A 15,120-nucleotide genomic window follows, 5' to 3' on the forward strand; every position below is an offset into this window, starting at 1 on the left:
ATGAGCGAGGAACCCGGATTACGGATGATGCAAAATGCCAATAAAACAGGGGGATGAATCAGATGAGAAAAGGAATGAAATTCACGACGTTATTACTGGCTTTGAGCTTGCTGCTCGTCGGCTTGGCGGGATGTGCAGGAGGTGGCAATACCAACGGTAGTTCAGGTTCGGCTAAATTTGCTTCGATTGAGGATATTAAAAAAAATGGCAAGATTCGAATCGGTGTATTCGCGGATAAGCCGCCCTTTGGCTACGTGGATTCGGCAGGGAAAAATCAAGGCTTTGACGTGTATATTGCGAAGCGCTTTGCCAAAGATCTCTTGGGTGACGAGTCCAAGGTAGAATTTGTACTGGTGGATGCTGCCAGCCGGGTCGCCTATTTGGAATCCAACAAAGTAGATATCATCATGGCTAACTTTACTGTGACAGATGAGCGTAAAGAAAAGGTCGATTTTGCTAACCCGTATATGAAATTATCCTTTGGCATTGTGTCACCCGACAGCGCTCCAATCACCACGATTGACCAGTTGAAGAATTCGGATCAAAAGCTGATTGTCGCCAAGGGAACGACAGCTGAAACCTATTTTACGAAAAATTATCCTGACATCAAGCTGCTCAAATTCGATCAATACACAGAAATCTTCTCTGCCCTCAAAGACAAACGCGGCGCTGCCATTGCCAACGATAATACAGAGCTGATCGCTTGGGCAAAGGCTAACCCCGGCTTCACGGTAACCATTCCATCCTTTGGTGGACAAGATACGATTGCCCCCGCAGTAGCGAAGGGAAATAAGGAGCTGTTGGACTGGATCAACAACGAGCTGGCTACGCTGGGCAAGGAAAACTTCGTGCATCAAGCCTATAAGGACACACTGACCTCTGTTTACGGAGAAGGCTTTACAGATCAATTGGTCGTAGAGGGCGGCAAAGTGAATTGATTATTGTATAAGTTGTTGCTTTACCATAAAGGAAGCGTTGGGATAGTAACCTAGCGCTTCTTTATTATTATGGGGAAAAGGGGGCATAAGGTCTTGCATCCTTGCACAATTCATTATATAATCTTAAATGATAATGAGAATCATAATCATTTAAGATTATCTTTAGGTACAGGCTTCCACTATTAGTCTAAGTGGATAGGATGGGGTGATGTCACATGGCTAAAACAGATCTAGATCTGGCAACTGTCAGAAGACAACTCAGCAGGATAATTCCTGCTTCGTATTCAGTGAAATGAATGAGATTTCCGTTTTGTGCTTTAATGGCTGCTACCATTTCCTGTGAGTTTTTAGGACTTACGCTAGTGTCGTCTACAGCATGGAAGGCCCAAATAGGAACGTTTTTCAGTACTTCGACATGCTTGGGATCAACAGGGGCATACATGTTAACGGCTTTTTCATAGTTGGTCAAACCGGCAATCGGTACACCTGCGGCGAACAGATCAAGATCTTTTTCGAGCAATCTCCATGTTCCCATGGCTCCTTGAGAAATACCAACGATATAGATTCGATTGGTGTCGATCGGATATTTTAACGCCGTTTCACGTACCAAATCGGCTACAGCGCTGTTGCGCGGCTCATCCGCCCAAATGAATTTATGATCCAGGTCAATCGGACTTTGTGGAGCGATTACGAAGGACGGGTGTTTGGCTTGCTGCTCAGGCGAAGCCCAAGTAACGGCACCAGCATTTGCCAGCAGGTTAACTCCATTTCCGTCACCACGCTCGCCGTTTCCGTGGAGAAACACAACCAGCGGGTAGGTTTTGCCGGATTCTACTTTAGGCTCAAACGTAAAGTAGTTCAGCTTGAAGCCGTCTTTATTTTCAAAGGTGCTTTTTTTGAAATCGTCTACAATGGGTGTAATTTTATCAGTTGCTTTTACAGTCTGTGCAGAGGCTGGAACAACTGTTTTCTTTTGAGTTGCAATGCCTTTCTTTTGGGTGATGTAATAATTCAACGGATTGATGAGGTTGACTCCACTTGTTGCATCGTAAGTAAGGGTACTTGCATTTTTATCTTGCGTATCCAGCTCGATCACAACATATTTGCCATGAGTACTACGGTTGGTGATGGCGCCGGTATCGTTGGTATATACACCAGTCACGGTTCTGTCTATGTATACATCATTGAGTACAGATTGAACCTGAAAGCTGGAAGTGGACAAGGATGCCCCGTCAATATTGGTGCTGTATTTCAGTACAACGGCAGAAACGACTTCACCCAAAGGCTGCACCTGAGTAAGCAGGGTTGCCTGTGGTGCCGGAACATCGGCTGCTGTGGCAGAGCTGGAGGATGGGAAAAAGATCGTTAGCAGAAACACGAAAGATAGTAATACAAGGGCGGAGCGTCTTCTTTGCATGAGATTAATCTCCTTTGGTGTTATTTTTGTAAAGCGCTTTCTACATGTTTGGGATGTTTGACTGTATGTTGCTGCATCCATATAAAATGAAAAAAAGGCAAACTCCGGGTACACAATACAAATGTACTCGGGTTTTGCCTTTTCAGTAACAATCCCATTTGAAGGATAGCATCTTCATTGGAATCTGACAAGTGAAGCGCTACAATTTCGGATGTTTTTTTATAAAAAAACTTTTGCAGCTGTAATAAGAGCTGAATATCTTATATTTTAATGGTTATCCCAGGAGACAACCCCAAAAAATAAGGGGTTCCCAAGCGTAATAATGTGGTATATAATCCTCTTAACTTAACACTGTTAACTTATATAACAATGTTAAAAAAAGGGGATGGAATCATGGATAAATATGATGTTATCGTCATCGGCGCGGGTCTGGGTGGCTTGTCCTGTGCAGCAAGACTCTCCGCGCTCGGTTACCGAACGGCTGTTTTTGAAAGTCATTCTTTGGCGGGCGGTTACGCAACCGAATTTACAAGAAAGGGTTATACGTTTGATGTATCCCTGCATGGTGTAGGTGGACTCGAGGAGGGCAACTTTGCGCAACTGCTAAAGGGCTGCAATGTGGACCAGCGAATTGTGCCTCTCCGCAAAAAGCATCCTTATTCCATTCGTTGGGAAGGGCAGATCATTGATATCCCATCCGATATGCAGGAATATGTGCAGCTACTCAAAGACATGTTCCCTGTTGAGCAAGCAGCTATCGACAAACTGTTTGCAGGCATTCGTCGTTTTGGGGCAGGGTTCTCCGCCATTTCTTCCCCTTCATCCAGCTTGGGGCGCAAGGCAGCGGGTTTGCTCAAAGCAGGAACCTTTTTCCGCTGGACGCAAATGACCACTTGGGAGGCTGTGAGTCAGTTTGGGCTGTCTGACCGATTCACGGAATTTTTTACCGCACTTTGGCCCTATTATGGCTTGCCTCCCAAGCGGCTTGCAGCATTGTACTTTTTCATTCCATGGATCAGCTATCATTTGGAGGGAACGTATTACATTCAGGGAGGCGCACAGGCTTTATCCAATGCGCTGGTTGCCGCGATTCAGTCAGCCGGTGGAGAAGTTCACCTGCGTAGTCAGGTATCTGAAATTGTAGTTGAAGGCGGTAAAGCAGTCGGTGTCCGTCTGAAAAAAGGGGATGCATATAAAGGCAATTGGATTGTGTCCGGTATTAGTCCTCATCATACCTATGGCCGTCTGCTGGAGAACCATGCTGCTGCCCGTCGTGAGCTAGAGGCTGTCAGCAGGCTGGAGACTGGCACATCGCTCACCCAATTGTATCTCGGATTGTCATGCGAGCCTCATGAGCTTGGCATTATCGAAGAAGACTTAATTCTGTATGATGTACCGGATTCGAATACAGATTACGAAGTCATGATGAGCGGCCAGTATACCAAAGGCAACTGGATGCTCACCAATTATAACGCCATGGACCCCACGCTTAATGAACCGGGTAAAGGCGTTATTGCAGTTACATTTTTGGACAGATTGGAGAACTGGCCTGCAACACGTCCCGAATATAAAGCCAAAAAGGAAACCGTAACACAGCAGATATTGGAGCGCCTTGAGCAGCTGTATCCGGGCTTTGGCAGCAAAGTAGTGGTGGCCGAGCTGGGTACACCGCGGACGATGCAGCGCTATACCGCCAATCCCGGCGGGGCTGTCTATGGTTACGCACAAACGGTTCGGCAGTCCGGTATGAAAAGACTAAAGCACAAATCCGTTGTGGATTGTTTGTCATTGGTAGGGGCCTGGACACAGCCTGGAGGCGGGTTTCAAGGGGCTATGAACTCGGGTATAATGGAAGCTGAACGTATCGCCGCCAAATTGGGGCAGGCAGAAAGGGAAAGTATATCTACACATGAAGCATATCAAACGCCGAGAACGTGAAAGCAATGAGATCCGCCGCAAAATTATCGAGGCTGCCCGGTCACTTTTCCTGAACCAAGGGTATGCCGAGGTCTCTATGCGCAAGATTGCGGATCAGATCGAATATTCACCAACGACGATTTATCATTATTTTGCCAATAAAGAAGCCGTTGTCCGCGAACTGCTGCTGGAAGGAAATACTTTGTTCCTGCAGGCTCTTCAACAACGCGAGCAAGAAGGAAGGGCAGCGGGATTGAATGTCTTGGACATGCTGAAAACGGTGTCTGACGCTTATGTCCGTTTTGGAACGGCTAACCCGGAATATTACAACATCCTGTTTATCAGCAACCTGGAATCCGTAAGCTTGGTCAGTCTATTTGACAGTGGACGCTTTAAGGGCTTTGAGCTGCTTGAAGCCGGGCTCAAAGCCGCTATGGAGGAGGGCTGTATCATCCAGGGAGATGAGCGTCTGATCGCCAGATCCGTATGGAGTATGCTGCATGGATTGACTTCTTTGCTCCTGAATTTTGAATTTCCAATGGCAAAATCGAATGATGAGTTGATTTCATTCACAATAGATACTTTTTTCCGGGGGTTAAGCTGCTGAACGATGGTTCCACAAGATTAACCAAGCTCCAGATCTGCAAGCTGCTCCAGCACGGCTTCAATGCGACGTTTATCTTTTTTGAGCATAACGCACTGCATTGAAGCTTGCAGCAGGTTCGAGATTGTGGTTAATGTATCTGTTTTCAGGGAAGGGGCGCTTCCTTTTTTTATCATGACATCCAGCGCTTCGGCTGCAATTTTTTGGTGAAGCTCACTATCGGATAGCCATTCAATGAACTGCTCAGTGGTTGGGTGGGAATGTGCGAACAGAGTCCCCCAGCCTTCCACCGGATGATTGACCTTATCCCGCATCCAGTCAATAACCCGTGGCGTATGAAAATGCTGTAACTGTCCGTTCGCGGTATAGCCCTCTAATTTGGCATCTGCCTTCGTATGCTGTAGCAGATCATTGCATACGTATGCCAAGCCTTCCTGCTCGGGCAGGCAGCGGGCGGTCAGATAGGCACGTGTGGACACGAATGCACCCCTAGCATACAGGACATTATGTTGAGGAGATGATGTCCATGCTTGCACGGTGTCCGATTCCCATAAGGAGCGCACCCAATCAGCAGCCCCACTCCTTGCGGTTTCGCCCATTAACACGGCCCATGTAGCGAATTGAGCTGGGCTTTGTGACATGCGCCGCTCCCAGGCAAGGTAAATATCCTTCGGATTATACGGCTGAAAAGCCTGTAATACAGCAGGATTATCTACACCATGCATGGTGGTGTAATGGATCAGTGTCTCCAGTGAACGGGCATCCTCCAGCTTTATCGTGCAAAACTTGTCCAACCAGCGTCGCCACAGCTGCAGCGGTGGGCTGTTTAGCTGAATGCCCTGCTCGTCTGACACTTCGGACCAATTCCATAACCATAGTCCGTGCAAGGTGAGCATCGTGTCTATATAGACGGGGAGATTTTCCGCGAGCAAGGTAAACTGATCCAACTCGTGATGATAACAGTACACTGCTGGCTCTGTGGCGGATGTCGCCAAATCAAGCAGTATCGGATCACCCGCGCCACTATAGTTAAAAATCAGATATTGTTGCTCTTCTGCAGCTGAAAGGGTATCTTCCCCATAGGATGTGAAATAGCTAATATATTCATAATTCCAGCCAAACTCCCCTGTGATATCGTCAAGAATAATCGGCTCTTGTACAGTGTCATTGCTACTTTCATATGAAAACTTCGGTCCAGTGGCTACAATACAGTGTTGAGGAAGGCACCATAGGAAATATAAACTGCCACACCGCTTTATCAATTCAGACAGAGAGGCAGGCAAAGGCATCTGCAGCTGTTCCTCCAGATTGGTTAGCTCACCTGCGGAAATTCCCTTCGCCCACTGGTATACCACGTCAGACATCCCGCTTTGTCTCAGACGATCTACGATCTGCTCCAGTCTTTCCAAGGTATGCTCAAAATGTACTGTCATCAGTATTCCTCCTCCTTTTGCTCCAAAACCCGGAAATGCTGTTTGTATGTTGTAAGGAAACCCAATACATATAGGATGCACCTGCTTTCTGGTACTTAATCTATAGGGATAGGGTCCAAATATAAATGAGAGATATGCTATAATCAGGAAATAAATTAGTTATCATTTAGTCTATCGTAATTACGTAGGAACTACAATTTATAAGGAGATGAAGGAGGAACACCTTATATGTCATCAGAGATACAAACATACATAGATCCGATATTCGAGGCGATTGATCAGGTGTACGCTTCTGAGCAAAAGCGCATCGCCGAATTTCAGACCAAAAGCGTCCTTCACGAAGGAATTCATGAATACTTGAACGTTATGTGCAATATGAACGGGTTGCGGGTGGATACCTATGAGCTGTTTGATTGGGACAGCCGTAGACCGGATATCGAAATTCCTGGTTTTACGGAGGGAGTAACACTTCAACAGGTGGAGCACGAATGGATGCCTGAGATCAAGAGACGACTGGAGGCGCTGTTCAATTCCGATAAGTTTAGCCCCATGTTCTTTCGCTATCGGCTGGAATTTCATCTGGAGGTCGTTTTGGAGAGGAAATCCAGTTATTTTACATTCTTGCTTCTAAATGAACATAAGCGGGAGCTGTTGTTAGCCACTATACAAAGGTTTGTAGAACAGAAGCTCAATCCTGCCAGCAAGGCCGTGCCCAAGGAAAAGGATGATTTTTTCTTTGTGAGGCATCTGCTTGATCCTCATTTGTATCCTGTAGATGCTGACCGGATAGGAGAGCTTCTCGATCGAATGGATGCAAAAGTGAAGATCAGCCGCAATCGTCAGGAAGCATGGAGACACCAGCTCAGCAGTGGCTTGAAGTGTTGGGCCGAGGAAGTATTTCTGGCGAAATATGCAGATCGGGAAAGAAGCTATGGGCTCGACTTCATTGTGAAGCCTGATGTTCGCCCTTCAGATATCCCTGCGTCGGCAATGGAGATGTTTCTGCTGACCGCGATGCGAGTGGGTTCGACCAATGCCGATGCACGGCAAAAATATTTGGAAATGGCTTCACAGCTAGGCTCGGAGCAGGCTGCGTATTGGCTCAAGAACGGCTCAGGCAGCATTCCAGCTTTATATACAAGCGAGCGTGTCACCTGCCGGGCGAATGATATTTTGCAGACGCTAGAGGTTCAAATTCGTTCGGAGGAAGAAGAGAGCTACAGGGAAGCGGTCCAATATCTTTGCGATATTTTACGGAAAGGCTTTACCAAAGAATATCGAATGAAGCTCAAGAGCAAGGTGAAAAATGTTCTGCCTGTACCCAAGCTGGCTAAATCTGCATTACATCGGTTCTTCGCTAATGCACTCGAATACCCCGCGCTGTATCCCTTGCTTGCTGAATATGCCGAGCTTGTAATGGAAGAGTTCGCGTGGTACAACGATGTGGAGCCAGGGGAAAAATCGGCGATGCCGGGAACCTATGCGGTGATGGGACTAGGCCTCAAAGGAACAGACTATTTCCCATTGGTCATCCGTTATATGAAGCTGGTGGACAGTGAACATCAGTCGGTACAGGACGGCTATGCGGCTGTATTTGTCGACACGCACGGTCTGACACCACACAGCATTCCGGTGTGGACTGCGATCATTTTGGCGGGCAACGAGTCTGCCAAGCCGTTGAAATCGGCTGGAATTGAAAATGTAGAGCAGGCGCAGGCGTTAGTAGATGAACTGGTGAAGCTGGAGGACTACGAGCGAGAGGTGCTCATTTATCGCATTTGGGGCGGTGCGAAAAAACTAAAAAACAGCCTGAAACAGGCTGTTCCTGAGGTAAAAGAGTTGCTGGAGCCTTTTATTCCATAAAAGCATCGTATTCGTAGTAATACTGAAGTCCCTGTGCGATACGTTGGAGGCTCGGCTTGCTGCCGCTGCGGTGTAGCACTTCAATAACATCCTGCACAGTGGCTACCTCCAGCCATGTCTGTACGTGGTGATCAGGGAGGGCTGCCGGAATACTTTCATCCAGATGGTTGGTGACGGTGAGTCCTGCATCCTCCAGCTCCCACAGTTCTTCCTCCGGGATGATGTAATAGGCATTATCAATAGGGTTGCTTTGAAAACGGTCCAGATTGGTAAATATCCATTCGTTTATTTCCGTTTGTCTAACGGTTTGAACTAATGCTTCCAGACTGTCAAAAGTTTGTATGCTCATGCTCGGAGGTCTCCCTTTATGTAGCTTGCTTATGCTGCAGCTTTTGCAATATTTTTAGGATGGCCTGTCGATTCTTCGCATCCTTAATGTACTTGGGAATGGAGTGGGATGCTGTACGCAGCATACCACCTACGGGTTTTTCCCGCAGCTCGGCAGAGATATAGGAGAGCAGGTAATTCAGGTGTGCCCGATTGAGCGCCCAGACCGGTTTACCTCGATAGTAGTCAAGGAAGTATAGCTGGAGCTTGAAGATAGGGTCTTTTCCGTTCTGGATTACGTTTTTATGCCATTCACGCAATTGAACACGATGCACCGGAACCTGATTATGTGTCTCACAGTGAGGGCAGGCCATATTCGTATATTTGTGTGTGACTGTGCGCTCGTCGTGAACCTCTATATTAAAATATCTCTCACAATAGCTGCATACGCCACGTGCATAGAATTTAAATGATTCTGGCTGCTGATAGGTATGGTAGCAATGAGAACATCGAAGAACGTAATAACAGTCTTTTTTTGATTTGGAGATAAAAGCTTGCCCTTGGCAACGGGGACAATGAACGGCTACCTGTTCTTCCCGCCAAATTAAAGCGCTAAAATCATATTTATAGCCATAATCATCCTTGAAGCGTTTCTGTTCCATGTCCGTTCCTCCTTTTCGAAAAGATCGTAAAAACGCACATTTTTAACACCTGAAAATGAGCTTTTCAATGGTGCGCAGATCACCTGACACACCGCAAACCGGCCGTCATGCGTAGGGATAACAAAAATACCTCCTTCCCGATGTTTTACTCTTTTGAATATCATCGTCAGGCCAGCTCTTCCTGAAGGATCTCTGTTTTCAAACCTTTTGTGTTGGTAATCGTAATACTGATCGCATCAAAGCCGTTTCGCTTTGTCTCTTCAAAATCGCATCAGGGGAGTACGATGGTTCTGCTGTTCCTCTGTATATGTCTCGCATAGCAATGCATCGTAACCATGTCGGGTTCCATCAAAAATCACGATCTGTTCGCCGTTAACCGCATTCTCCGCAATCACGAGTTGGGGCGCAAATTCAGTCACGGCAATCAGCTCGTCCATAAGCTCTCCATAATAAAAAATGTGAAACTTCGTATGTCCGGTCTGTGAACGGAGTTTGCCTGTCCATTCCTGCTCGATCCATGCCTCCGGGTGTTCGGGTACAACCCATCCATCCAAATAAGCGGGTCCTAAATTAAGATGCTGTGTTCCTGCCATTAGCAAGCCCATCCTTTCTGCTCGTTGAGTAATTGTCATTAGAAGTCTCTTGACCTAATACACATCTCTCAGTTTGTAGTTGAAAAGGGACATACTCCTTTCCGACTGAAATAAAGCTACTCTAGCATAAAGGTTATACTGAGACGACCTGGCTGTGTATAAGTCTATGAGATCATGTCATGGACAAGGTGACAATTTTGTTGGCCTCATCCACGTCTATCTTCACATTCACTCCCAGCTTGTCCTTGAATAGCTTGCTGATATTGATATAGTCATCCTTCACCGCACTACTCGATCTACCGGTTGTGCGAGTCATCCCTGCGGTGATGATAGAACGAGTATATGTCTTGTCGAGTTCGGCTTCGGGATTGTAGGTATAGATTATTTGCTCCTGTAGATTGTAAAAATGGGTTAACACAGTGTAGTCGCTTGCGTTCTCATACTGCTTTTCCTCACGAACATATTCGGGATCGTCCATAGTATAGTGGATTCCCCCGTCCAAAAAAGGATTTTCCTTGGAGGGCCTGAGTTCATATTGTCCATAGGCTATCTGAAACAGGTACTCTAAGCCAGAGGCATCCACCTGATAGTAGAGCTGACGATTGTCTCCTTTTTTGTCTATAGCGGCAAAGCTGCTGATTAAAGGCCAGGCATCGTACTTTTTACCCTTTACCTCCACAGCAAGCTTGTAATGTACAAGCACCTTTTCATTTTGAAATAACCCAAAGCTGCTCATAATGAAATAGGCAGGCACACATAAAATCCCGATAATAAATATGAATATAAATATTTTTACACGCATGAGTAGAGTGATTCTCCTTTGGTTGTCGATTATGTGGACAGCTCCCGTTTGGCTGATGCGCCGAATTCCTAGTATGATAGTCGGTTGCTGGCTGTGATCCGCGTATTACCCAATGACCTTCAGCGCTTCCATTCGAACAAGCTCATTCTCGGACAGTCGCTGCGCCAGCCGCAACAGCCATGTAGTAGTTTCCGCCACGGGGTGGGGGATCGCCGTCAAATCACGTAATGATACCAACCGATCTTCATTCGATAGTGTAGGGAAAACAGATAGGAATGTCTTTTCGTTATCATCAGCCTGTATGGACATACAAAACCCCCGTTTCTGCGTCAGATTACTTTTTCTCATATCTGTAATTTGACAAAGCTTCCTCTGTTCCACCGCCCTCCAGCAATACCATGACCGTATAGGAAATGGTGTCTATCCATTTGTCGAGTGTATGGATCTGCTCTACTGTCAATAGATTGTTTCGTTGCAGCATACTGTCAGGGTACAAGGCCCATGCTCGTGTATACTGGCAAATCCCCCACAGTTCGGCAATTAGCTCCCGCTCTACGGATGATTTCTGCAACTCATCTGCCAGCACTTCAATGATGGTCATTAGCTCATGAAAGTTGTCCTCGATCAGCTCTCCCTGAAAGGGGCGGAGCATCCCTAGAAATCCATTTTGCATTTGGGGGTGATTCAGATCATCATGCATAAAAGCATGACATCGTAGCAGTTCGCGGGCCCCCTGTCTATTCATGGAGTTCCGTAATCTCTGCACGGATGCCTCTGCACAGAAAACTACCTGATAATCCCGACAAGGCATCAATATCGACGACCATATCTGCTTCTTCATAACGGAAATCAAGCTGCAAAATGATATTTTCTGTTTCTACCGGGGTTAATACATGCTCTTTGGTTTCCAAAAATGTAAAAGTGACCGCGTAACGGGGAATGTCCTTGGCCGGAGCCTCCGGCGTGACAGGTGCCTCAGACGAAGGCTCCAGCTCCGGAGATTTGGGCACTAGTACAGTGGCGGGGGATAGCTCAATCGTTAGTGTAATCTGGTCTTTTGTCATATTGGCAGCCGTAATTCGGTCATAATGAAAGGGAGGGAAGTAGCCAAGCTTTTCTACAATGCTGTCCGCTCCTTGAATAGAAACGGTTGGAGAGAAGGCCAGTTCCAGTCCGATGGAGCCTGCCAACTGGTTTTCATATTGTGGATTGATCCGTATAAGGGCCTGTTCCGGCTCCACCTTCAAAATCGTGCCAATGAAATACTGTGTGCCATGAATCAGAACAATATCATGGGGAACGAACGGCAATGTTCCTCCGGCTTGATAATGAATAAGATAATCGTTTTTTGTTTTTTCGACGCGCTGAACTTGAATACGCATATGCTGCAACCTCCTGAGGGTGTAATAGTGTGACGGTTTGGTTAGTATGTGGTAAAGGGAAGGGCGCTTCTCCTACCATAATATATGACATGGAGACTGAATTCATCTTTTACAATGTTCATTAAAATCGTTTGGAAACCTGTTCAACTTCGCGTATACTAGGAAAGTCATAAATGGAACGGCCTGAGCCGCCTTGCGGCCGTATGTTGGTTACAGGAACAGATTCAACGATAACGGATAAGCTCCCTTCCTGAAAAGGGGAGAATGAGAACCGATACAAAAATGGGAATTCTGAACTATGGAACGATAGATGTCATATGGCACATGAAACCTATTTTACGTGACACATATTGAATACAGATAAGGGAAGTGAATACCAATTGAAGAATTTTGCAGCATTAGGCGTAGGGCAGCATTGGGTAGACGTCTTAAAAGAGCAGGGGATTACAGCCCCCACCCCGGTACAGCAGGAATCTATTCCACTGTTGATGCAAGATCAGGATGTTATTGCCGAGGCACATACGGGAACAGGTAAAACGCTTGCGTTTTTACTGCCGATTTTGCAAAAAATGAATTTGGAAAAGCGTCATCCGCAGGCGCTCGTAATTGCGCCTACGCGTGAGCTGGCGCTCCAGATTACGGAGGAAGCGAAACGACTGGCTGCGATAGAGCCGAAGCTGTCATTACTGGCTGTTTACGGAGGACAGGATGTAGAGCGTCAGCTCCGTAAACTGAAAGGCGGCGCACAACTGATTATTGGCACACCCGGGCGTCTGCTGGATCATTTGAGACGTGGCACGCTGGATTTGGGCGGCGTTAAAATGCTGGTGCTGGATGAAGCCGATCAAATGCTACACATGGGCTTTTTGAACGATGTGGAGACGATTCTGCAGGAGGTTCCTTACCGGAGACAAACAATGCTGTTCTCCGCAACGATGCCAGCCGGTATCCGTAAGCTGGCTCGTGTATATATGAACGAACCGATAGATGTCAAAGTGAAATCCGCTTCTTCCGTTCCGGTGAGCCAAATCCGTCAGGTAGTTGTGCAAACAACAGACCGGGGCAAGCAACAGGCATTGGTGGACATGCTGAATACAGACCGCCCGTATTTGGCAGTTATTTTCTGCCGTACGAAGCGCCGTGCTGCCAAGCTGAACGAGGAACTGCAGGAGATGGGCTTCGCAAGCGGAGAGCTTCACGGAGATTTGTCCCAGAATAAGCGTGAGCAGGTAATGAAGGCGTTCCGTGAAGCGAAACTTCAATTGCTCGTAGCGACTGATGTCGCTGCACGCGGCCTGGATGTAGAAGGTGTCACACATGTCTTCAACTATGATATGCCGCAGGATGCCGAAAGCTATATCCACCGCATCGGGCGTACCGGCCGTGCCGGAGGCAAAGGTGTGGCGGTGACGCTCGCCACACCAAGGGATGTTCCAGAGCTTCGGAACATCCAGAAGGTCGCTGGTGTCACATTCACCAGCAGTGAGGGCGGCGGGCAGCGTAGACCTGCTCCCGATACGGCTGAGCGGCAGGGTGGAGAACGCCGCTCGGGCAGAAACGACCGCCGTTCCTTCGGCGGCGATTCCGGCGGCGGACGCCGGGGCAACGGCCGCGAACAGGCGGGCCGTCGTGACGGTGCAGGCGGCGAGCGTCGCTCCAGCCGCAGTAGCAGCGAACGCGGCGGATACGACCGCAGCAGCGGCGGTTCCGCACGCGGAGGCCAAGGCCGCTCTGCCGGGCAAAGCGGCGAACGCGGCGGATACGACCGCAGCAGTGGCGGTTCCGCACGCGGAGGCCAAGGCCGCTCCGCCGGGCAAAGCGGCGAACGCGGTGGATACGACCGCAGCAGTGGCGGTTCCGCACGCGGAGGCCAGGGAGGTCGCGGTGGACAAGCCAAAGGCGGTCCGCGTGGTGGTCAAGGACAGGGAGGCCGTCGTGGACGGTCCAGATAGATAAAACGAGCGTTCTCATAGAATGCTTAGCTATGGTTATTATAATAGCCCCGGAGAGGCTCATCTTCCGGGGCTATTATAATCTTCATTCATGTCGCCTGAAGGGGCAGCATCATATGCTGGAATAAGCAGCGGAGCTGCTTTGAAAATAAAAGGTTAGCGTGTGGGGACCTTGTTAAAGAAAATGATGGAGGGGTTATACATTATGCAGGAACAGGATATGGGCAAACGCGCCATGGTCTCGGCATGGATCAGCCTGATTAGCAACATCCTATTAACCGGCATTAAAATCATCGCAGGACTCATGTTCAACAGTAAGGTGCTGGTGGCTGATGGTGTGCATAACGCCGGGGATGTGATTGCCTCTGCAACGGCGCTGGGAGCGATGCGCATATCCAGTCAGCCACCAGATGAGGATCATCCTTATGGTCACGGCAAGGCAGAAGTGATCGGTGCGAGTGTGGTAGCAGTCATTTTGTTCGGGGCGGGCATATTCATCGGCTACCATTCCATTGCGGCCCTGTTCGAGCCGATGCCACAGGAGCATATATTGGCATTGGTGGCAGCGGTCATCTCCCTGCTCTGGAAGCAGTGGTTGTATATCTACACGATTCGTATCGGGAGAGCGGCTAATAGTCAGGGTCTCATTGCGACGGCAAAGGATCATTTGGCTGATGTGTATGCCTCCGGGGCTGCTGTGCTGGGGATTGGCCTCGGATTGATTGGTGAGCACTGGAGTATCTCGATTTTATCCTACGGTGATCCGATTGCGGGATTTGTCGTGGCATTGCTGGTTCTGAAATTGGCGTGGGAAATGGGCCGTGAGTCTATAGACGTACTTATGGAGAAGGCAATTGCACCTGAGAAAATTGAAAGCTACGCCGCAGCCGCACTTCGTGTGGACGAGGTTCAGCGTATTGACCGTATCCGTGCCCGTGAGCATGGCCAGTATATTATTGTGGATATCCGCGCTTCAGTGGATGCAACTTTGACGATTCAGCAGGGACACGATATTATCCGGCTGATCAAGGGGGCTGTCATGAAGCGGGAACCGAGAGTGCATGAGGTGCTTGTCCATTTGAATCCATGGTATCCGGACGATCCCAAAGCAGATAACTTGGCACAGGAAGACTCTGAAAATAAGTCTTAACAGACACGAGCAACGGCCATTAGATAGACCACCCGCTATGCTTGGCACAGATGGCCTCAATTGACAGCTAACTTGCAGGA

General features: G+C 48.0%; 15 protein-coding genes and 1 pseudogene. 6 read left to right on the plus strand and 10 right to left on the minus strand.

Translation table 11 applies throughout. The features are described 5' to 3' along the window. Positions 1 to 62 precede the first annotated feature (62 nt). Entirely contained in the window at positions 63 to 938 is an 876-nt protein-coding gene (locus LCF57_RS21720) for a cysteine ABC transporter substrate-binding protein (protein ID WP_226002556.1), read from the plus strand. Positions 939 to 1,149: 211 nt separating this feature from the next. Here the strand turns inward: LCF57_RS21720 and LCF57_RS21725 are convergent, their stop codons facing one another. Next, positions 1,150 to 2,355, minus strand: a complete 1,206-nt coding sequence (locus tag LCF57_RS21725; protein WP_226002557.1) for a PHB depolymerase family esterase — start codon at positions 2,353 to 2,355, stop codon at positions 1,150 to 1,152. Positions 2,356 to 2,748: 393 nt separating this feature from the next. On the opposite strand from LCF57_RS21725, the gene LCF57_RS21730 reads away from it, so the two are divergent. Both LCF57_RS21730 and LCF57_RS21735 read left to right on the plus strand, forming a co-directional pair. Then, positions 2,749 to 4,293 (plus strand): phytoene desaturase family protein, encoded by a 1,545-nt coding sequence (locus LCF57_RS21730; RefSeq protein ID WP_226002558.1) that lies wholly within the window; start codon positions 2,749 to 2,751, stop codon positions 4,291 to 4,293. Next, on the plus strand, positions 4,265 to 4,879 hold the full coding sequence (locus LCF57_RS21735) for a TetR/AcrR family transcriptional regulator (RefSeq protein WP_226002559.1): 615 nt from the start codon (positions 4,265 to 4,267) through the stop codon (positions 4,877 to 4,879). Before LCF57_RS21730 ends, LCF57_RS21735 begins: the two co-directional genes overlap by 29 nt. 17 nt (positions 4,880 to 4,896) lie before the next feature. On the opposite strand, the gene LCF57_RS21740 is transcribed toward LCF57_RS21735, so the two are convergent. Continuing rightward, a complete protein-coding gene (locus LCF57_RS21740) occupies positions 4,897 to 6,309 on the minus strand; it encodes an SMI1/KNR4 family protein (protein WP_226002560.1) in 1,413 nt (470 codons plus the stop codon). A 228-nt stretch (positions 6,310 to 6,537) separates the two neighbouring features. Between LCF57_RS21740 and LCF57_RS21745 the strand changes: the two genes are divergently transcribed. Further along, positions 6,538 to 8,172 carry a DUF6138 family protein gene (locus LCF57_RS21745; RefSeq protein WP_226002561.1) on the plus strand — a complete coding sequence of 545 codons (1,635 nt, stop codon included), beginning with the start codon at positions 6,538 to 6,540 and terminating at the stop codon, positions 8,170 to 8,172. On the opposite strand, the gene LCF57_RS21750 is transcribed toward LCF57_RS21745, so the two are convergent. The 8 genes and pseudogenes from LCF57_RS21750 to LCF57_RS21785 all read right to left on the minus strand — a co-directional run bounded on the left by LCF57_RS21750 (position 8,162) and on the right by LCF57_RS21785 (position 11,938). Next, the gene (locus LCF57_RS21750; RefSeq protein WP_226002562.1) at positions 8,162 to 8,521 is read right to left on the minus strand and encodes a hypothetical protein; all 360 of its coding nucleotides are present in this window, start codon (positions 8,519 to 8,521) and stop codon (positions 8,162 to 8,164) included. The two genes, LCF57_RS21745 and LCF57_RS21750, sit on opposite strands and share 11 nt — an antisense overlap. 16 nt (positions 8,522 to 8,537) lie before the next feature. Next, entirely contained in the window at positions 8,538 to 9,161 is a 624-nt protein-coding gene (locus tag LCF57_RS21755) for a hypothetical protein (RefSeq protein WP_226002563.1), read from the minus strand. After that, positions 9,104 to 9,325 carry an Imm26 family immunity protein gene (locus tag LCF57_RS21760; protein ID WP_226002564.1) on the minus strand — a complete coding sequence of 74 codons (222 nt, stop codon included), beginning with the start codon at positions 9,323 to 9,325 and terminating at the stop codon, positions 9,104 to 9,106. The genes LCF57_RS21755 and LCF57_RS21760 overlap by 58 nt, the downstream gene beginning before the upstream one ends. 2 nt (positions 9,326 to 9,327) lie before the next feature. Beyond that, positions 9,328 to 9,754: pseudogene (locus LCF57_RS21765) on the minus strand (hypothetical protein). Between the two features lie 172 nt (positions 9,755 to 9,926). After that, complete coding sequence (locus tag LCF57_RS21770; protein ID WP_226002566.1) at positions 9,927 to 10,556, minus strand: hypothetical protein; 630 nt, start codon at positions 10,554 to 10,556, stop codon at positions 9,927 to 9,929. Between the two features lie 105 nt (positions 10,557 to 10,661). Next, the gene (locus LCF57_RS21775; RefSeq protein ID WP_226002567.1) at positions 10,662 to 10,865 is read right to left on the minus strand and encodes a hypothetical protein; all 204 of its coding nucleotides are present in this window, start codon (positions 10,863 to 10,865) and stop codon (positions 10,662 to 10,664) included. Positions 10,866 to 10,890: 25 nt separating this feature from the next. Then, a complete protein-coding gene (locus tag LCF57_RS21780) occupies positions 10,891 to 11,301 on the minus strand; it encodes a hypothetical protein (protein WP_226002568.1) in 411 nt (136 codons plus the stop codon). Further along, positions 11,294 to 11,938 (minus strand): immunity 50 family protein, encoded by a 645-nt coding sequence (locus tag LCF57_RS21785; RefSeq protein ID WP_226002569.1) that lies wholly within the window; start codon positions 11,936 to 11,938, stop codon positions 11,294 to 11,296. The genes LCF57_RS21780 and LCF57_RS21785 overlap by 8 nt, the downstream gene beginning before the upstream one ends. Positions 11,939 to 12,318: 380 nt before the next feature. Between LCF57_RS21785 and LCF57_RS21790 the strand changes: the two genes are divergently transcribed. Further along, positions 12,319 to 13,890, plus strand: coding sequence for a DEAD/DEAH box helicase (locus LCF57_RS21790; RefSeq protein WP_226002570.1), 1,572 nt, complete (start codon positions 12,319 to 12,321; stop codon positions 13,888 to 13,890). 205 nt (positions 13,891 to 14,095) lie between these two features. Beyond that, a complete protein-coding gene (locus LCF57_RS21795) occupies positions 14,096 to 15,040 on the plus strand; it encodes a cation diffusion facilitator family transporter (RefSeq protein ID WP_226002571.1) in 945 nt (314 codons plus the stop codon). The last annotated feature ends 80 nt before the right edge of the window (positions 15,041 to 15,120 follow it).

Origin of the sequence: Paenibacillus sp. BJ-4 (genome assembly GCF_020404765.1) — a bacterium.
Classification (GTDB): domain Bacteria; phylum Bacillota; class Bacilli; order Paenibacillales; family Paenibacillaceae; genus Paenibacillus.